Source organism: Tunturiibacter gelidiferens (assembly GCF_051013345.1).
In the GTDB taxonomy this organism is placed as follows: domain Bacteria; phylum Acidobacteriota; class Terriglobia; order Terriglobales; family Acidobacteriaceae; genus Edaphobacter; species Edaphobacter gelidiferens_A.
Window position 1 is genome coordinate 5,207,152 of sequence record NZ_CP132939.1, and the last position, 18,667, is coordinate 5,225,818.

General features: G+C 54.9%; 21 protein-coding genes and 1 pseudogene. 18 read left to right on the forward strand and 4 right to left on the reverse strand.

What is annotated here, in order from left to right; genetic code table 11:
- Nucleotides 1–220: 220 nt before the first annotated feature.
- The 7 genes from RBB80_RS26175 (at nt 221) to RBB80_RS26205 (ending at nt 6,738) form a co-directional block, all read left to right on the forward strand.
- Nucleotides 221–1,603 carry a CoA transferase gene (locus RBB80_RS26175; RefSeq protein ID WP_433965200.1) on the forward strand — a complete coding sequence of 461 codons (1,383 nt, stop codon included), beginning with the start codon at nt 221–223 and terminating at the stop codon, nt 1,601–1,603.
- Between the two features lie 139 nt (nt 1,604–1,742).
- Nucleotides 1,743–2,684, forward strand: coding sequence for a 3-hydroxyacyl-CoA dehydrogenase NAD-binding domain-containing protein (locus RBB80_RS26180; protein ID WP_433965201.1), 942 nt, complete (start codon nt 1,743–1,745; stop codon nt 2,682–2,684).
- Nucleotides 2,685–2,730: 46 nt separating this feature from the next.
- Nucleotides 2,731–3,237 (forward strand): hypothetical protein, encoded by a 507-nt coding sequence (locus tag RBB80_RS26185; RefSeq protein WP_433965202.1) that lies wholly within the window; start codon nt 2,731–2,733, stop codon nt 3,235–3,237.
- Nucleotides 3,234–3,677: a hypothetical protein gene (locus RBB80_RS26190; protein ID WP_433965203.1), complete on the forward strand. Its 444-nt coding sequence runs from the start codon at nt 3,234–3,236 to the stop codon at nt 3,675–3,677. Before RBB80_RS26185 ends, RBB80_RS26190 begins: the two co-directional genes overlap by 4 nt.
- Nucleotides 3,678–3,928: 251 nt before the next feature.
- The gene (locus RBB80_RS26195) at nt 3,929–4,372 is read left to right on the forward strand and encodes a nuclear transport factor 2 family protein (RefSeq protein ID WP_433965204.1); all 444 of its coding nucleotides are present in this window, start codon (nt 3,929–3,931) and stop codon (nt 4,370–4,372) included.
- A gap of 79 nt (nt 4,373–4,451) precedes the next feature.
- A complete protein-coding gene (locus RBB80_RS26200; RefSeq protein ID WP_433965205.1) occupies nt 4,452–5,723 on the forward strand; it encodes an NAD(P)/FAD-dependent oxidoreductase in 1,272 nt (423 codons plus the stop codon).
- A 367-nt stretch (nt 5,724–6,090) separates the two neighbouring features.
- Nucleotides 6,091–6,738, forward strand: coding sequence for a response regulator (locus tag RBB80_RS26205; protein ID WP_433965206.1), 648 nt, complete (start codon nt 6,091–6,093; stop codon nt 6,736–6,738).
- Nucleotides 6,739–7,184: 446 nt separating this feature from the next.
- Here RBB80_RS26205 and RBB80_RS26210 read toward each other — a convergent pair whose 3' ends face one another.
- The 3 genes and pseudogenes from RBB80_RS26210 to RBB80_RS26220 all read right to left on the reverse strand — a co-directional run.
- Nucleotides 7,185–7,403, reverse strand: coding sequence for an RNA polymerase sigma factor (locus RBB80_RS26210; RefSeq protein WP_433965207.1), 219 nt, complete (start codon nt 7,401–7,403; stop codon nt 7,185–7,187).
- 353 nt (nt 7,404–7,756) lie between these two features.
- Entirely contained in the window at nt 7,757–9,586 is a 1,830-nt protein-coding gene (locus tag RBB80_RS26215; protein WP_433969877.1) for a PAS domain-containing protein, read from the reverse strand.
- 87 nt (nt 9,587–9,673) lie between these two features.
- Nucleotides 9,674–10,300: pseudogene (locus tag RBB80_RS26220) on the reverse strand (PAS domain-containing protein); the annotation flags it as partial.
- 312 nt (nt 10,301–10,612) lie between these two features.
- Here RBB80_RS26220 and RBB80_RS26225 point away from each other — a divergent pair.
- From RBB80_RS26225 to RBB80_RS26245, 5 genes are all read left to right on the forward strand, one after another.
- Complete coding sequence (locus tag RBB80_RS26225; RefSeq protein WP_433965208.1) at nt 10,613–11,242, forward strand: TetR/AcrR family transcriptional regulator; 630 nt, start codon at nt 10,613–10,615, stop codon at nt 11,240–11,242.
- A gap of 895 nt (nt 11,243–12,137) precedes the next feature.
- Complete coding sequence (locus RBB80_RS26230; RefSeq protein WP_433965209.1) at nt 12,138–13,157, forward strand: NAD(P)H-quinone oxidoreductase; 1,020 nt, start codon at nt 12,138–12,140, stop codon at nt 13,155–13,157.
- A 50-nt stretch (nt 13,158–13,207) separates the two neighbouring features.
- Nucleotides 13,208–13,753, forward strand: a complete 546-nt coding sequence (locus RBB80_RS26235; RefSeq protein ID WP_433965210.1) for a hypothetical protein — start codon at nt 13,208–13,210, stop codon at nt 13,751–13,753.
- Entirely contained in the window at nt 13,750–14,277 is a 528-nt protein-coding gene (locus RBB80_RS26240) for an alpha/beta fold hydrolase (RefSeq protein ID WP_433965211.1), read from the forward strand. Before RBB80_RS26235 ends, RBB80_RS26240 begins: the two co-directional genes overlap by 4 nt.
- Nucleotides 14,238–14,609 (forward strand): alpha/beta fold hydrolase, encoded by a 372-nt coding sequence (locus RBB80_RS26245; RefSeq protein ID WP_433965212.1) that lies wholly within the window; start codon nt 14,238–14,240, stop codon nt 14,607–14,609. Before RBB80_RS26240 ends, RBB80_RS26245 begins: the two co-directional genes overlap by 40 nt.
- Before the next feature lie 104 nt (nt 14,610–14,713).
- Here the strand turns inward: RBB80_RS26245 and RBB80_RS26250 are convergent, their stop codons facing one another.
- Complete coding sequence (locus tag RBB80_RS26250) at nt 14,714–14,983, reverse strand: hypothetical protein (RefSeq protein ID WP_433965213.1); 270 nt, start codon at nt 14,981–14,983, stop codon at nt 14,714–14,716.
- Here RBB80_RS26250 and RBB80_RS26255 point away from each other — a divergent pair.
- The 6 genes from RBB80_RS26255 to RBB80_RS26280 all read left to right on the forward strand — a co-directional run bounded on the left by RBB80_RS26255 (nt 14,964) and on the right by RBB80_RS26280 (nt 18,594).
- On the forward strand, nt 14,964–15,467 hold the full coding sequence (locus RBB80_RS26255) for a MaoC family dehydratase (protein WP_433965214.1): 504 nt from the start codon (nt 14,964–14,966) through the stop codon (nt 15,465–15,467). The genes RBB80_RS26250 and RBB80_RS26255 overlap by 20 nt on opposite strands.
- A 397-nt stretch (nt 15,468–15,864) precedes the next feature.
- Nucleotides 15,865–16,554, forward strand: a complete 690-nt coding sequence (locus RBB80_RS26260) for a TolC family protein (protein WP_433965215.1) — start codon at nt 15,865–15,867, stop codon at nt 16,552–16,554.
- Nucleotides 16,555–16,559: 5 nt separating this feature from the next.
- Nucleotides 16,560–17,108 (forward strand): TolC family protein, encoded by a 549-nt coding sequence (locus RBB80_RS26265; protein ID WP_433969878.1) that lies wholly within the window; start codon nt 16,560–16,562, stop codon nt 17,106–17,108.
- Nucleotides 17,109–17,149: 41 nt separating this feature from the next.
- Nucleotides 17,150–17,362, forward strand: a complete 213-nt coding sequence (locus RBB80_RS26270; protein WP_433969880.1) for a YtcA family lipoprotein — start codon at nt 17,150–17,152, stop codon at nt 17,360–17,362.
- 15 nt (nt 17,363–17,377) lie between these two features.
- Entirely contained in the window at nt 17,378–18,154 is a 777-nt protein-coding gene (locus RBB80_RS26275; protein WP_433965216.1) for a biotin/lipoyl-binding protein, read from the forward strand.
- Nucleotides 18,151–18,594, forward strand: coding sequence for an efflux RND transporter periplasmic adaptor subunit (locus RBB80_RS26280; RefSeq protein ID WP_433965217.1), 444 nt, complete (start codon nt 18,151–18,153; stop codon nt 18,592–18,594). Before RBB80_RS26275 ends, RBB80_RS26280 begins: the two co-directional genes overlap by 4 nt.
- The last annotated feature ends 73 nt before the right edge of the window (nt 18,595–18,667 follow it).

An 18,667-nucleotide genomic window follows, 5' to 3' on the forward strand; every position in this document is an offset into this window, starting at 1 on the left:
ACGGGCGACCGGAACCAAGACGAGGCGTAGCGTCTCAGAAAAACACGTTGTACTCACATCATGCAGGAGTCTACATATGCAATCTGTATCCGCAATTAAGGAAGAAACCCAAGCCCCGGGTCATTTAACTGAGATTATCGTCGACAAACTAAACAATCCCTCCACGTCTTCAGATTTCGATCTCCATGCAGGAGTGAATCAAGTGCTTGCAGATGTCAGAATGTCAGCCGCGGACAGCGGTGGGAAGCTGACTTTCTATGGACAGGATCCCATCGTTCCGAGCCGGATCCGGTTTGCAACGACGGCGGGTATAGGGCTTGCCGCCAAAACCATTGCGGCGGCTGCAGTATGGAGAGACCGAACCGGACAGGGCCAGGACATTTATGTCGACATCCGCAAGGCTTTTCGACGCTTCAGCGGCTTCTTTGATGGGATCTGGGAGACCGTGAATGGGCGCTCTCCCGCAATGGGAGTTTTTGAAAATAATCCCTTCCTTAAGTTTCCACTCTTCCGTGAGACACGTGATGGCCGGCATATCACGTGTCTGAGCTTCTATCCCAAAACGCATCAACGCGCCCTCAAATTCTTCCGTTGCAGCGACAGCCTTGAATCACTTCAGAATTCCGTTCTGCAATGGCGTTCAGATGACCTTGAGGTCGCTGCAGCGGAAGAGGGTTTGATCCTTGGCAAAGTTCGTACTTTTGAAGAGTTCAGCAAGGAGCTGCAGTACACCGAGGTGCTCGCGAAAATGCCCCTGATCTCCGTAGAGAAGATCGGTGAAAGCGAGCCCGTTCCATTCAAGCCAGACGCCAAAACACCACTTGATGGCATTCGGGCTTTCGGAATGGGGCATGTGATTGCCGGCGCTGGCATTGGGCGAGATCTGGCCTTCTATGGCGCCGACGTCCTGAATATCTGGAGGCCTGACGACACCGAAGTAGAGGCATTCTTCTGGGACGTTCAGGTTGGCATGCGCTCTACAATTCTGGACTCCTCTAAGGAAGATCGCGCCAAGTACGATGCGTTACTTAAGGACGCCGACATCTTCTTCGCAAACAAGCGCCCTGGCTATATGAAGTCCAACGGGCTGGATGCGGAAGAGTTATGTGCGAAAAAGCCCGGACTGATCCACGCCACCATCGTTCTTCACGGAGAAACAGGGCCGTGGTCGAACCGGCCTGGCTTTGATGAGACTGCTGCAACGGTGGCGGGTCTCTTTGCTGCCGAAGGGTCTCTTGCCAGTCCGAAGCAGCCACCTATTAAGCCCATCTGCGACAACGTTGTGGGTTGGCTCGGCACTGTGGGCGTTCTCGCAGCGTTGCGTAGGCGCGCCGTGGAGGGAGGAAGCTACAAGGTTGTTGTCTCCCTCACTCGCACTGTGCTCTGGCAGCTGTCGCTCGGCATCTTCGACAAGACCTACGCCCAAACGGCGGCCGGCTCCACTGAAGAACGCACCAATGTCGCCCCGGATGTGTTCACTGCAGAGACACCGCTCGGCACATACCAGGGGCTCGACGAGCAGGTCTACCTGTCCAAGTCACCTGGATCGTTTCGGACCGTGCTCGTTCCGCGAGGATCGAACAAACCTGAGTGGCGGAGTTGATTCGGATACGTATATCTCATTTCGGACTGCCTCCAGTCGGATTTGACAAGAGCGCGCTCAGGCGATGGTAGGCAGCCAAGGTAACGCGATGTCAATTCTTGCAACTCGTGGAGAAATTCAAATAACAAGGAGAAGTATCATGGCAAAAATCGAAGAGATTCAGAACATAGCTATAGTCGGTACGGGAGTCATCGGTGCAAGCTGGGCGGCTTATTACCTGTCCCGCGGATTCAGCGTAGTTGCAACCGACCCCGCGCCGAATGCGGAGGCTAGTCTTCGCAAGTATGTTGACGAAGCCTGGAAGACGCTCAGCAAAAACGGACTGTCTCCCAGTGCTTCGCGTGACCGGTTGAGCTTTGCGCCGAGTATGGCTCAGGCGCTCGCCAAAGCGGACTTTGTACAGGAGAACGGGCCCGAACGTCCTGACTTCAAGGTGAAGTTATTCGCAGAGATGGACGATGCCACTCCTGCTGACTCGATCATTGCCTCGAGTTCTTCGGGCATAACTATGGATGTTATCCAGTCCGCGTGCAAGCGTCCCGAGCGGTGTGTGATCGGACATCCTTTCAATCCGCCTCACGTTATTCCATTGGTGGAGGTGGTGGGCGGAGCCAAAACGTCGCCCGAAACGATCGAGAAGGCCATGGCGTTTTATTCGTCGATTGGGAAGAAGCCAATTCGTCTGTTCAAGGCGCTTCCCGGTCATGTCGCCAACCGGCTGCAGGCGGCGCTCTACAAGGAGGTGCTCTACCTCATTCAGCAAGGCGTACTGAGTGTAGCCGACGCCGACGTTGCGGTGAGCTATGGGCCAGGGCCTCGATGGGGCGTGATGGGACCGAGCCTCCAGTGGCACCTCGGCGGAGGGGCGGGCGGAATTCGCCATTTCATGGAACACATCATGGGTCCGATGGAGACATGGATGAAGGCTCTCGGCACACCTGACATTACGCCGGAGCTGAAGCAGACCGTCGCCGACGCCGTCCTGCAAATAGCGGGCAATCGCTCGGTCGAGCAGCTTGCCGCAGAGGAGAACGAGGTTGTGACGGGGCTCCTCAGCAGTCGCGCGAAGGCTGGCCTCTGACTTTTGGCTTTGAACGACATTGGAAACAGAACAAGGAGATTTGTACATGAATACGAGAACTTCAACACCGATCAACGCAGGAGCTGATAAGTCAACGCCGTCCGGGCGGCTCTTTTTCCTGGATAACGGAGGCGGCCGCGTGTTGTCCACAAACCCGGACGGTTCCGATTTAAAGACCCTCATCAGCGAAGGTCGAAAATTTCCGGACGGACTGGCGATCGACGTCGCCGCCGGCCACATCTACTGGACCAACATGGGCAATTTTAAAGAGAATGATGGCGCCATCCTCCGCTCGGATCTCGATGGCAAAAACATGATCACGATCGTTCCTCCAGGTGGCACATTCACGCCCAAGCAGATCAAACTGGAGAAGAAGAACGGCAAGCTCTACTGGTCCGACCGCGAAGGCATGCGAGTGATGCGAGCAAACCTGGATGGGTCGAAGATTGAAACTCTCGTCGACACGAGCGACGGGGATCCACGCCCCGGATCGGAAGTGAGGAAATGGTGTGTCGGCATCGCCGTGGACGCTGAAGGCGGCAAGTTTTATTGAGTCAGAAAGGGCCTGGCAACGCCGGTGATGGTCGAATCTTTCGGGCTAACGTCGAGATCCCGCAAGGTCAGTCACCTGCGAATCGCACGGATATTGAACTTCTTTATGAAAAACTGCCTGAGCCAATCGATCTGGACCTCGACCTCGCCAATCGGACCCTTTATTGGACCGACCGCGGGGATCCGCCGCGTGGCAACACGGTGAATCGTGCGCCCATGGACCCGCTGTCAGGAAATCGCAAGGAGCCTAAGATCCTCTTCACCCATTTAGAGGAAGGCATCGGGCTGGCTTTAGACCTGAAAGGCGGTCGCATGTTTATCACGGATTACGCCGGCTCGCTCTACAGCGCCAATCTCGACGGATCAAACCGGAAAACGTTGGCGTATGCGGAAGGAAACCTCACTGGCATCGCGTATGTAGAGCTGCCAGCCGGGCATTAACCAAAATCCCGGGTTCACCCTAATCGACAACACATGCTTCCAGGCTCGAAATGCGGGACAAGCGTTACGAGCCTGGAAACAATCTTCGAAAGGATATTGAGGTCTGTCTCACTGGTGCTGGGCACCTTTACGATGCAAGACTGCGCAACTGGAAATCGCAGAACGGTTCATTGGCACTCAGCTGCCGAAGCTAGTAAGACGCATGCTGGAGCGGTCGCGGGACGCTAGAGACTGATAGAAAGGAGTTCGCAATGAGTGCCCCACAAAACCTCGCCGAGGTCGAAGCACTCAAGAACGTGATGGCCAAGTATTCACGCTTGGGTGACACCCAGAACTGGACCGAATTTCGCAAGCTGTTCACTGACGATGCGGTCTTCTCCTTCGATGCCATACCAGGGCCCAATCCCGAGGTCCCCCAGGCCTCCACCATCGAAAGGCTGGACACCTTTATCGGTGGCATGGCCGAAATGCTCGCGGGCGTGCGGACCTCGCACCAGATGTACCTGCCAGAGATTACCCTCACAGGCCCCGACACTGCGAAAAGTACCTGGGGCATTCACGATCTCGTGAAGACCCAGTACAGCATCTTCAACGGCTACGGCCACATCCATCAGGACTATCGCAAGGTCGACGGCGAATGGAAAATCACCCGCAGCCACACCTCCCGCCTGTTCGTTGACGAGCGGTGGCTCTAGGTGCTGCCAACGGGACTGTCTCTCTGGACGTTCCAAAGCAAAGTACTGTCTCAAAATTTAAGGATCTGAGAGCGAATAGATGACGACGAAAGCACCTGTTGTGGTTATTGTTGGCGGTGGATTTGGCGGACTAACTGCAGCAAAGAAATTAAAGCGCTCTCCGGTCGACGTACTGCTCATTGATCGCTCCAATCATCACGTCTTCCAGCCCCTTCTATATCAGGTGGCAACCTCAGTCTTGGCCCCAGGTCAGATTGCATCGCCCATCCGAAGTCTCCTGGCTGATCAGGCAAACACATCGGTGATGCTGGGCAGCGTGACTGGTGTTGATGCAGCGTCAAAGCAGGTCATCGTGGATGCTGACGACAAGGTCGGAATCAGGATCAGTTATGACTATCTGATTCTTGCGACTGGGGCGACTTACAGTTACTTCGGCCACGACGAGTTCGCCGCGTTTGCGCCGGGGCTCAAGAGCCTGTCGGATGCTGAATCTCTCCGAAACCATTTACTGGAAGTCTTTGAGAAAGCTGAGATAGAAGACGATCCGGATCGACGCCAGGCTTTGATGACCTTTGTGATGGTCGGCGCAGGACCGACTGGTGTCGAGATGGCGAGCGCAATTGCAGTCATGACCCAAACCACATTCCGAAAAGACTTCCGTCGAATCGATCCGAGGTCAGCCCACATCGTTCTTGCGGATATGGCGTCCCGCCCTCTTGGCACCTTTTCGGAGAAGCTGTCTGAAGCCGCGAGGCAGCACATGGTGTCGCTTGGTATCGATGTCCGTCTTGGGAAGCCGGTTCAGGCAATCGACGGAGATGGCGTGGTGATTGGAGATGAACGTATTCAAGCAAAGACGGTAGTATGGACGGCCGGCGTTGCTCCTTCACCGGCGGGAAAATGGCTCGGATGTGAGGTGGACCGTGCGGGCCGCGTTCGAATTCAATCAGACCTTACAGTTCCCGGTCATCCAGATGTCTTTGTTGTTGGAGACACAGCATCGCTTGATCAGGACGGGCGGCCGCTCCCCGGTGTCGCGCAGGTTGCGATGCAGCAAGGCAAGTATGCAGCCAAATCCATCTTCAGCAAGGTGATTGGCCATCCTCCATCGCCACCATTTCGTTATTTCGATAAGGGCAATCTTGCCGTTGTTGGCAAGAATTTCGCAGTGCTGCAGAGCTTCGGAGTTCAACTCAGCGGCTTTGTGGCCTGGCTCGTGTGGGCTCTCATACACATTCAATTCCTGGCCGAGACCAGCTTGAAATTCAGCGTCTTTCTGCAATGGGTGTGGAACTATCTGAGTGGCAAGCGCGGTGCTCAGCTGATCATCCGACAGCGGTCGGGCAGTTGAGTCAAGTTGTGTTACCAAGCAAAGGAGCTTCTTGTGTCAATCGAAAAGATAATTTACACCGCCAAGGCAAAGACAATGGGCGGACGGGTTTGGACCCGCGAAATCAGATGATGGACAAATTAATCTGACGCTTGATCGTCCCGTAGAAATGGGGCGAAGGGAATGGCACCAGCCCTGAGCAACTATTTGCTGCAGGCTACGCAGCCTGTTTCATTGGCACTAGCGCCACATCCGGATACTGGAGAAGGTAGCAATTGACTCAGCTGTATCTTTGACCCTCTCGCGGGTAGACCTGAAAAATTCGGTTTCTCCAGTCGCGGTAGGCGGACGACAATCTTGGAACGCGGAGCGATGTTGGGAGGAAAGAGTGAGAAATGAAGTGACCGATATTCTGGTGGTCGACGATAACCCGCTGCTGGTTACCGTCATCTCGGAGATATTCAAAGAGTGCGGTTGTATAGTTCGAACGGCCTCAGATGGGTTTGCGGCCCTCGCGACCATACGCGATCGTGTCCCCGATATTCTCATTTCGGATTTAAACATGCCTCGCATGTCAGGGTTTGAACTTTTATCAATTGTGCGACGGCGATTTCCTGCGATTGCCGTAATCGCGATGAGCGGAGCATATTCAGGCGCGGCTGTTCCTCAAGGGGTTGCCGCCGACGCTTTTTATGCCAAAGGCTCAAGTAGCGTGGCTCAACTTTTCGAGATACTGTGTGCCATCAAGGATGAGGCAACGCGCTATTCCGTACGCGTCGCGGCACCAATCTGGATACCCGGTGTGCCGATCGATCGCGGCTGTCTTGCAACTATTGCGGTCGCATGCCCAGAGTGTTTTAGGACGTTCCCTCATCGCCTCCATGATGCGAAGTTGTTGCGCACCGAATGTTGTTGCCCCCACTGCCATCATATGATGCAACTAGCGATGGTCACGCCAACAGCCGATATGAATCAAACCGGCTTCGGGATACCAGCCAGGACAGTGCGGATCACCGTGCCTGCATATATACGCTGAGTATTTTGAGGTCACCATTCGAATGGTGAAATCGGCACTGTCGCGTGCCTCCCTCATTCCCCACGTTCGAATGCCCGACTTTAACGTAAGCGTCAGAGGAACACACCTTCTGGAAGGGATAGGCTTGTGATGGAGTGGAGTCATGTTGAGGATTCGGAGTCAGGTCTCTTAGTCGTTCAGAAGCACTCTCTTCCTCTTGTTGGACGTGTAATGTAATCGTTGAATTTCCATGGCAGATCGGAGGGGAGGCCGTAACGCTCTATTGCTTCCTTCAAGTTCAGTTCTGCCTCCTTCTTTAGATAAAGATCTTCAATATTTAAGCTGTTGTCTGGTACTTCCCATTGTTGCCATGTCTCGGCATCTCCGCTCCAATCCATCGAAGACTCTGGACGAGAACGTTTCCTGCGCAACACCATCAGCGCAGAATTGATCGCTATCCGCGCGCGTCAGGTCGAGAATTTCGACCGGGCATCGAAAGTTTTCAAATGGATAAAAGCCTTCATCCATGCGTCCTGTAGTGTGTCTTCCGCATCATTGCGATTACCGATGATCCGATAGACCACCTTGAATGCCTTGTTCGAGTGTCGTGCCCATAAGGCCGAGTGATGTCCCGATTTGGCCGTAACGAGCAGAGATGTCCGGCCAGATGTCGATCCAATGGACATGCTGCGCGCCGTCTATGGGATCTCCAGCGTGGGCAGCACAGTCGATTGGCCCGCAAAGGCGCGACGTTTTGTGGAGATTCTCATATAGGGCTTCACGGCCTCAAAGAACAGCCTCTCTGCAGAGGGGTGCCATATCGAAGAAATCTCCCTGATTTTATGGAGTCCCGTGAAATATGAGGATGCCATCGACTGTGTCAAATTCTGCCCGGGTGAAGCCGCAGCAGGAGCACGCAATATGGCGGCTTGCGAATCTTCTGGATGCAGCACTGGTCTTCGCAGAGATCGGCTATGAAGCCGCAACGATGACTGCTATCGCCGAGGCAAAGAGATCTGGGGCCTCAACTGGTCAGTTCTCAAGGTGGGCCACTCGTCGCCGCGCCGCAGGGAAGTTTAACGCTGAATTTGGCTCCATGGTCTGGATTGTTCTCGGCCCATAATTGTCCGCCGTGCGCCTCAACAATAGACCGCGAAACGGCCAGACCTATTCCCATACCGTTCTCTTTGGTAGTTACGAAGGCGTCAAAAATACTCTGAGTATCCTTCAGGCCCGGTCCATTGTCTATAACTTCAATCAGAAGCTCGCTTTCATTGACGAAAGCGGCCCTGATGATGAGATGAGGCGGTCGGGCGTTCCTTTCCATCGCCTCGATTCCGTTCGAGATCAGGTTAATCAATACTTCCTGAATTTGAATTTGTTCGACTACGATTGGCGGAAGGTCATCCGGAATTTGTACATCAATGGGAATTTCATCTCTCTTCGCGTCTTCATGTACAAATCGTATCGCTTCGCGGATAATCTTCGACGGCCACGCGTGCTTCTTCCTGAGCGGTTGCTGTTTGAACAACGCCCGAATGTACTGCATCCTCTCGTCGGCAACGCTCCCGCCGCGCAGCACTCGTTCTATGGAAGTCATCGCTTCACTGAGATTCGGTGGCCTGTTTGATAGCCAGCGCCGAGCTGCCTGCGCGTTTGCGATCACAGCAGCGAGAGGCTGGTTCAATTCGTGCGCGATAGACGCGGACAACTCAGCTACGGTGGCGATGCGCGATGCTCGCGCTAGTTTGACGCGGGTTTCCCGCAAATGATCTTCCATTCGTTTTCGCTCGTCGATATCGATGTCGAGCCCAAACCACTGTACTATCTGCCCATCTTCGTCTCGCAGGGGTTCTCCGCGACTCATATGCCATCGATAAATCCCGTCTGCTCGCCGGGTTCGATGTTCGGTTCCGTAGCAACTCCCGTTTGCAAAAGCCTTCTTAAATTCCTGAACAACATATTCCCGCTCCTCCGGGTGAATGACTTGAATCCATCCCCAATCCTGAATCTGATCCACTGTCAATCCGGTATAGTCTCGTGCCTTTTCATTGATGAACACGGCTCTGCCATCAGGTGCCACCGACCAGAGCATCGAAGGAACCGTGTCCATCATCCTTTGCATCTGCTGCTCTGATTGTTGGAGGGCAAGTTCCGCCGCCTTCTGGGCAGTCGTATCGAGCATGACTCCGTGAAACGCGAGGGTCTTTCCGCTGTCATCGCGGTAAGCGGCAACGCTGGTGTGAAACCATCGTATTTGGCCGTCAGCGCCTATAAAGCGATTGACTGTGTCATATCCAAGGCTTTCAGTGAGCAATCGATTCCAATGGTCTGAAGTTTCCTCAAAATCATCTGGGTGGAGCAGATCGATCCAACCCTTCCGCTGCATATCCTCAACTGTTCTTCCGCTGTATTCGATCCCTTTTTGATTGATGTAGACGATCGACCCGTCTGGTGCGGCCTTGAACAGAACCGCGGGGAGATTCTCGGTAAGAAGATTCAGTTGCAGCTCTCTCTCCCTGAGCAACTCTCTTGAGCGGTAGAGCTCATCGATGTCTGTTGCGACACCATACCAGCAATAGGACTTTCCATCCACGCTTGGATATGGTTCTGCGATCGTCCGGAACCAGCGATACGCCCCATCCGCTCCACGGAGCCGGTACATGTGATCCATGGTTTGAATTTCTTCTGTTGAATGTGCCTGATTTGCCAATACACGTTCCTGATCTTCAGGATGGATATATTTCAGCCAACCCCGACCGCGTAATTCTTCCTGTCCAACACCGATGTAGTTGTGAATACGTTGATTTGTGTATGCAATACCCGCCACAGTTCGGAGAGAAATCATTGCAGGCACTCGTTCCAGCAACTCTCGCGCCTCATGCTCCGCAACCCGCAGCCTTTCCTCGGCCCTTTTGCGATCTTCGATGTCGGTGCCAATGCCGTACCACTTCAGAATCTGTCCCTGCTCATCCCGGAACGGTACGGCAGCAACAATAAACCAGCGGAATTCCCCGTCGGCACGACGGAACCGAACCTCATCCTCAAAGGGCACGCCTGCTGCCGAGCACTTGCGAAAAGCCTCAAAATGCCGCTCGAGATCGTCGGGGTGAACTGCGGCCTGCCAGCCCAAACCGGTCGGGGAGAGGCCCGCATACTCGATCCAACGCTTGTTTATGGATGCATTCGAGCCATCGGAGAGCCCGATCCACACCATTGCCGGAATCGTGTCCATTACCTCGCGCAGTTCTCTCTCGCTCCGTCGAATGGCCTCTTCGGCACTATCGCGGTTACTTGCGATAGCGACGGTGATCCAGACACAAGCGATGCATAGGGCAGTTTCTAGGAGCCCTCCATCGACTTTCAACTGAGAGTGACGTGCCAGTGCAAAGAGAGCCGACACAACGGTAAAGGTACTCGCGGCTAGCTGCGCCTCGAATTTGCCGAAACACTTGACAAGAACCACGATGAAGACAACAGCAACTATTCCGATCGCTTGGACAAACCAGCCGAGCGTTGCTGCCAAGAGCATGATCAGTAGCGGTGCACCGAAATGTCTCAGTTTACGGTGAATCGTGTTCATAGCGTCCGCCCTACTTCCTATCCGCTTTTCGCGTGGCGTTGGCGGATTCGCTTCATGGAAGAGCCACTAACGCGGCGGAGGCATTTTGGGTCGCCCGTTGGATGCGTTGCGGGTTTATTCGGTTCGAGATCCGACGAGTTCAAAAGCGAGGACATCCTCGCCTTTATGAATATCAACAATATGTCACTTGGCGCCCTTAATCCATTACATGTTTATGTCAAGCCTGTGTTGAACTCATGGAGGAGAGTGCGGCTCCAGAGAGCGACGGCACCCTCGACTTTATTCCTATAAAATTCTAGGATGCCTTCGACTGTGTCAAATTCTCCCCGAGTGGAGCCGCAGCAGGAGCGTGCAACACGGCGGCTTGCCAATTTTCTGGATGTTGCAGCGGTGCTCTTCGCAGAGATCGGTTATGAGGCCGCAACGATGACTGCTATCGCCGAGCGTAGCGGTTCCGGGATTGGCACGCTCTATCACTATTTCCCAGACAAGCAATCCATGGCCTTTGCTCTTTTGAGCCAATACTCACAGACGATCGAAGCGCATTGGAAGCCCTTGATGGAACAGGCGGAGACTCTGTCCCACACCGCGTTTGCGGAGGCGTTCCTGGAACGCATCACCGAATTCCTTCGGGAACGCCCCGCCTGTCTGCAGTTACTGGCCGCGCCGATCCGGTTTTCCCGTGACCCAACTGCACGCAGGGCTTTACGCGTCGCTATTGCGAATGCCTTTCGAGCAAAGGACCCATCGCTCACCAATGAGAAAGCTATGTTGGCCGCAAACATCGCCCTCCAGATGGTCAAAGGCGTGACAACGCTCTACGCGGAAGCAGGTCCGAGGGAGAAGCCTCTAATCGTCGCAGAATATAAGAAGGCTTTGACGCTGTACCTAGGAAGCGTTTTGTCCGAGGACGAGCGGTCTTCAAAGGAGAGGCGACGGTAAGGCAGGCCGTTTCTCGACACCGCACGGTGAGCGTTGAGGTGCTCGCGGTTGGGGGACTCGGAAGCTTGGTTCTGCCCGGGATCATGGGAAAGAAATTCGCCGCCCCAGACTAAATCCTGCTGTGTTGACGAAAAGGTTCACATGAATACGGCGAGGTTCAATCTCTTCCGCGATTCTTTGAGGACCGCTCTGTTTGGCGAGATCGATGCTGAGAACGGTTGCTGATCCTTCGGCAGGTGACCAAAGAATCACAGCTTTCTCCTTTTTTTTGCTTCGACAAAGGGCAATCTTGCCGTGGTCCTCAAGAATTGTGCCGTGTTGTAGGGCGGTCCGTGATGATGAGCGGTTTGTTGGCTTGGCTCGTCTGGGTCTCTACATACAGTTTCTAGCTGAGGCAGCTTGTGGTTCAGCGTCTTTTCCAGGGGTCTGGACGTACCTCAGTGCAAAGCGTGGTTGTGTTGAACCGCGCTTGACCGCAAATCTCGGCCATTAGCTCAACATCATGCTTGACATAAACATGTAATAGATCACGGAGTGCCAAGTGACTATTGTCTTATTCATAAAGCCGAGGATGTCCTCGGGTTATGAGTCTACATTGGAATTCATTGGATCTCCAACGAAAGAAGACCGCCTTCGCATCAGCGGGCGACCGGAACCGATATCGAACTGTTATTCGATAAGTTGTCGGAGCCGATCGGCCCCGATCTGGATCTTGGGCACCGTCTTCCTCTACTGGGCACCGTCTTCCTCTACTGGACGATCGTGGCGATCCGCCGCAGGGCAATACGTCGGACGTGCGTTGCACTATTAGGACAAGGTCGTATGGCATACCTTCTCAATCATTTGGATGCGGGCATTCTCAAGACCGAGCTGAATAGCCCGCAAAGCGTGCCTTATGAAAACATGTGCGGCAGTTACGAAGGACGGCATGCGGGCAATTCGTTTTGAAAACGCAGGCAATGCAGATGTGATCAGGCTGGTGGAAGAACCGATTCCTCAAGTGCGACCACACGATCTACTGGTTCGCGTCCGCGCAGCCGGGCTGAATCGCGCCGACATTCTCCAAAGACAGGGATTCTACGGAGAACAGCCGGACTTCGGCGACTCCGTCATTCCCGGTCTGGAAATCGCCGGCGAGGTGGTTGATGTGGGTACTGCAGCGACTGGCTTCCGGAACGGTGACCGCGTGATGGCCATCGTTGGCGGCGGAGCGCATGCGGAGTATGCCCGCGTCGACTCGCGTATGGCCATGGCGATTCCCGACCGGCTCTCATTTGCCGCCGCCGCCGCAATTCCCGAAGCCTTTGTCACGGCGCACGAAGCACTGATCCATCTCGGAGAACTGACTTCGGGCGGATGGGCGCTTATCCATGCAGCAGCGGGTGGTGTTGGTTCCGCGGCAGTCATGCTTGCGCACGCGCTCGGCGCAAAGACTGTTTTCACAGCTTCCGGTCACAAACGCATCGAGCGCTTGAGCGAACTGGGCGGTACGGTGGGGGTGGACTACCGCAAACACGACTTCCTCGATGCTGCGCTTGATGCTACCGACCGCCGAGGCGTAGATGCCGTCGTGGACTTCATCGGCGGCCCCTATCTGGACCGAAATCTGCGCGCCCTGGCGCCGGGCGGCAGGCTGATCCAGGTAGGAACGCTGCAAGGTGGTGAAGGCCATCTATCGCTCGATCTGCTGCTGCATAACCATCTACGCATTATCGGCACAGTCATGATATCGCGGAGTTTTGTTGAAAAGCTCGCAATGACGGATCGATTCCGCGAGCGTTGGCTTTCAGCCTTTGCGACAGGACAACTTGCACCGCTGGTCGATCGCGTCTTCCCGCTGGCGCAGGCAGCGGAGGCTCATCGCTACATGGAAGCGTCGGGCAACTTGGGCAAGATTGTTCTCTCTATCGACTGATACCGCCATGCCACCCCACGTGAAACTCGATAACGGGAAAGAAGAACACTATGACCAGTGACCGAAGGCTCTCCAATTCTACTGTTACCGCCATCATGCACGTCCCTCTTAAGAATGTGAACATTGCCGATTGGCTCTTGACGCTTCCCGACGCGGAGTATCAGCGCTGCTCCCATGCGCATATCGCCGCCGGCACCTCCACCACGGACGACGGCAGGACCATGTCCATTAATGTGGAAACTATTGGTGATGCGCTGATCGTGCAGCACTATGTCGCCGAAGTGAAAGAGCCCGCGCTCTGTCGCATGGTCTCGATATCGGACGCGATTAGCAAGAACGGGCGCACCAAGGTGAAGGTGGAATGGACGCTCAGCGCGCGGAAGATCAACGATCAGACGACCGAGTACACCAATCACATCCGTGCCTCGGCAGCGGACGAATTCATTGCCTTCATCCAGGAGCATGGAATCACACTTGAACAGGCTGCAGCGGCTCGCCAGATCGCTTCCGATGCACACAACCGGGAAGAAACGCCCAACTTCGCTGCCAGCATCGAACGCTATGCGCTTAAGCGAAGCCCGGAGGACTCTCATTGAAAATCTCTAGTCAAACAGTACGCGCAAATGGGATACGCCAGCATTACCTTATGGCGGGAGATGGCCCTCCCGTTGTCTTATTGCATGGTTTTCCCGAAACAAGTTACGCATGGCGTTATCAGATTCCTGAACTTGCGAAGAAGTACCACGTGATCGCGCCCGATCTTCGCGGATACGGAGAGACTGACAAACCTTCGTCAGGCTATGACAAGCGCACGATGGCAATGGACGTGCGCGAGTTGATGCGCGCATTGAATCTACCGAAGATCGCGCTAGTGGGGCATGATCGCGGCGCTCGTGTCGCAACGCGCTTCGCCAAGGATCATCCGGAAGTTCTCGACCGTCTGGTCGTGATGGACAATGTGCCAACCCGAATCGTTGGTCGAGAACTTGATGCGGCAAAAGCGAAAGGATATTGGTTTTTCCTTTTTACCTCGTTCCGGACCTTCCCGAGGCACTCATCACTGGTCGTGAGAACATCTGGTTGCGTTACTACTTCTCCGACTGGTGCTTTGACCCTCTGACAATTCAGGGCGAAGCGTTTGAGACGTATGTCGAAGCGTATCGGGCACCTGGAGCGATACGCGGCGCCATGGAGGATTATCGCGCCAACGCTTCCGACCTCGCCCAAGACAACGCCGATGCTTCAGTTAAGATCGCTTGCCCGGTAATGTCGCTTTGGGGGCGCGACTTTAAGTTGGTCGGCGAGATGTTCGATATGCCCCGTGTGTGGGCCGAGATGGCAAGCAATCTCGTCACTCACGCCATTCCTGAATGCGGGCATCTCCCTCATGAGGAGAAGCCTGAGGAGATCAATCGTCTCCTGATCGACTTCCTCGCTGGCTGGAAAGGCTGATTGCAATGAGAAACCGCTGCTTGTGGCGCGATGCGATTGCTACTCTTTGGCGGGAAAGTACGCATAGTATTGGTCGCTTCAAGAAACGCAAGGAAAGTAATCTGCTAACGCTCAACTTCACGGCCACGCGCAACGGAGGAAATCGCTATGAACATACCAACGCAAACAAATGATGTGGAATCGAGGATATCCACTGACTCCGATGAAGGATCGAGCTGTTTATCCCGCCGCAACGTGATTCTTGGCGCTGCAGCAGTTGTAGCAGCTATAAGCCTGCCGAAGAATAGCCCGGCATCAACGTCACTCTCAATGAAAGACCAGCCATTGAAGAACAACAATGGAAAGGATGACAACATGAATTCGACAACAGACATGCCGGAAACCGCGCAGATCTTTGACCCCACCAACTTCACCGTCGTACCCGCACGAACGTTTGACGACCTGCGCGTCGGCGAAATCTTCCGCGCACCAAGCCGCACACTCACCGATGCGCATGCCACGGCCTTCCAGGCCGTTTCGGCTGACAATCATCCTATTCACTACGACGTGGAGTATGCGCGGCGTCATGGACACACAGCCCCGGTAGTGCATGGCCTGCAGGTACTCGCGTTCACAGCTCCCGGGGCAACGCTCTTTCCTCAGTACATCGGAGACGTGTTCATCGCGTTTACTGAGGCGTCCTGCAAGTTTCTCAAGGAAGTACATGCCGGAGATACGCTCTATTCTGCTCTCGAAATTATTGCTCTCACCCCGCAGGGAGATAGCGGCCAGGTAACGACGAGGGCCACAGTCCATAACCAGCGCGGTGAACTCGTGCTCTCTGGGGAACATAAGTACCTTCTACGCCGACACGCCTAATGAACTTCGAGCCCATGTAAGACGGTGCGCTTGTCACTTGCTCAGGCGCCGATAGGAACAACCTGACGTTTTCTATGAATTTGAAGGAATCTCTGAGAGACGTCGACTTTGTCCAAGAAACGGCCCAGAGCGGTGGATCTCAAGCTCAGATAAGGAGAACACTCATATCTCTTGCCGGTCACAGTTGAGCTTCTGGAGGCCGCACCGTAGGCGGCTGTGCGTCGTCGTTGGGATACTGGTCATCTCCTGTCACAGTCTGACGTGGTGCCAATCAGCCCCGATTTCACCGAACCTCCCCTGGCACTCGTCGGAGGAAAGCTCCATACGCGACGAAGCAAAGCAGGTTGCGTCTGAGAACTTTACAGTAAACCCCGCGTCCACATGTTCGCTTGCCGAGTTGATCGATTTGGCCGAATCGCACAATCCGGAGACACGCGTCGCATGGGAAAGAGCCCGTTCGCTGGCGGATGCCTTCGGCGTCGCTCGCAGTGAGCTCTACCCAACGTTGGTCGCCGTCGCGCTCTCACAAACAAGCCGTCAGCAAGCATTCCTCAATTCGAGTTTTTACCGGCAGGTCGTGCAATCCTCCGATTTGGTATTCGACTTGAATTACACAATCTTCGATTTCGGAGGACGCTCCAGCCGCATCGATCAAGCTAGGGCGCGGCTGCTTGCAGCCGACTTTAACTTCAACGACGCGCATCGGCAAGTGATTTATAAGATCGAAACGGCCTACTACCTGTTGCTCAATGCTATCGGACAGCAGGAGGCAGCTCGCGCAAACCTCGCGAATGCAACCGCAGTACAACAAGCAGCCGAATCCTCTTTGAAAAATGGCCTCGCAACGCTGCCCGATGTCCTCGAGGCCAGGAGTGCGGTTGCCGAAGCAGCTTACAACCTACAGGCCACCATGGGCAGCGAAGATGTGGCTGGCGGAGATCTTGCAACTGCGCTAGGGACATCTCCGTTGCAGCAGATACCGGTGCAGGCGATTGATCAGATCTCAACTCCCGAGGGGATCGAGTCGTCTGTCGACCAGGCCATCGATCGTGCATTACAGCAGCGTCCTGACCTCTTGAAAAAGTAGCCGAAATTCGCTCCGCGGACGCACGGGTGAAAGAAGCAAAATCTGCATACTTCCCTACTCTTCGAATGCATGCTTACCCCGACCTTCAATCGCTCGATGCAAGGCAGCAGACATTGCCCTGGGGCCACACCGCAAGTCTGGATGGACAAATCAGCTTCAGTTTGGGCTGGACGGTCTTCGACGGAGGTGCCCGAAAGCATACCCTGGCGCAGGCCGAGCACGACGTGCAAGCGGCGCGGGCACAGGCGATGGTTACGCGAGATCAGATCGAAAACGGCGTCTGGACCGCATACTCCGATCTGAAAACTGCATTCCGCCAGCGGGAGGCCGCAGCGGCCCTCCTGAACGCCGCCACGCAGTCTTACGATGCCGCGACCCAGTCCTATCTCTATGGAGTCCGTAGTCTGCTCGATGTAACCGAGGCACAAAAAACTTTGGCTCAGGCAAGATCGACCGAGGTCCTTGCACGCACGCAGGTGCTATCCGCACTCGCGGATCTTTCCTTCCAAACCGCGGACTCTATTCAGCCAGCCAGCGGGAGACGCCAGCCATGATACGCAAAGCTGGAACCTCTGCGGCGATATCTCTAATTCTGATGACGATCGTCGGCTGCTCGCAGGCGCCCGCCGTTGACGTGATGGGGTCGTTATTTCCAGCATGGCTTTTGTGTATTGCATTGGGGGCTGTCTTCTCGACTGTTACACACTGGATTCTGACCCGGCGCGTGATCAACCTCCCTTTCCCGTTTCTTATATATCCCTGTCTCGGGGCCGTCTATGCCTTCACCATATGGCTCGCTTTCTACTGATCTAAGGAGTTGGGATTGACAATATTCGATGATGCAGGCCGGACGTCTCGTTCGCCAGAACGTTGGGCGAGCGTTGGGATCATTCTGGTGACCCTATTCCTGGGCACCGCTGTGTTCTGGCGAGCCCAGCGTCATCCGCGTACCGACGACGCAGAAGTCTTCGCGAACCTGATTGGCATGGCACCTCAGGTCGAGGGCCCTATCGTCGAACTCAAAGTCCGCGACAACGAGCTTGTCAGGAAAGGCCAACTTCTGTTCGTCATCGATCCGCGTCCATACCAGTACGCCCTGGAAAAGGCGGAATCCGCCCAATCGGTACTGGAAGGTCAGATCTCGGATGAGCAGCGCAGAATTGCTGCTCAGGTGAGCGAAGTCTCTGTTGCTCACGCCGGCATCGACACAGCTCAGGCCGATGTGGGCCATTGGGCAGCGGGAATTGACCAGGCAGAAGCCGATGTCTCCAATGCCGAGCGCGGTGTAGACAAGGCAAAGGCTGAGTGGCAATACGCAAGCAACAATCGGCACCGTCTGGAGCCTTTGCTAGAAAAGCAATTTGTAACGGTAGATCAGGTTGACCGAGCGCGCAGTTTCGAGGAGGCGGAGGCCCAATCGCTCAAACAGGCAGAGTCCCAACTACTTGTTGCAAAAGCCGCTTTGAAATCGGCCCATGCCCAGTATCAGCGCTCCGTGGCATCACTTGAGGAAAGCCGCGCACATCATCAACAGACTCTGCATTCGGTTCTCACGCTCGATCCTTTGGTGAACAGCGCGGCGAGCGGGCCGCAGCGGTGAAGGATGCACGCTACAACCTTGACAACTGTAGAATTTACGCGCCATTCGATGCGATCGTCACCAACCTTACGATTGCCGAAGGACAATATGCACACGTTGGCACGCAGGTTGTTACACTCATCGATGCGCGTACCTGGTGGGCACTTGCAGACTTCCGTGAAGGACAACTACGTCATATCCGGCCAGGTATGCATGCATCCGTATATCTGATGTCACGGCCCAATGAGAGGTTCAACGGCGTCGTCGATAGCATTGGCTACGGCGTAACTCCCGACCCTGACGTGGTCGGTCATTTCGGTCAAGGCTTACCGGATGTGCAGCGAACATTGAATTGGGTCCATCTCGCTGCCCGTTATCCAGTCCGAGTGCGCGTGGAGAATCCCCCAGCAGACATCTTTCGCGTGGGTGAAACTGCGGTCGTTACGCTGGACGGACGCTGAAATGGCCACCGCAGCCTCCACGATATCGTCTCTCTCCGATTCACTGGCTTGGTTGCGCGATATGTTACGCGAA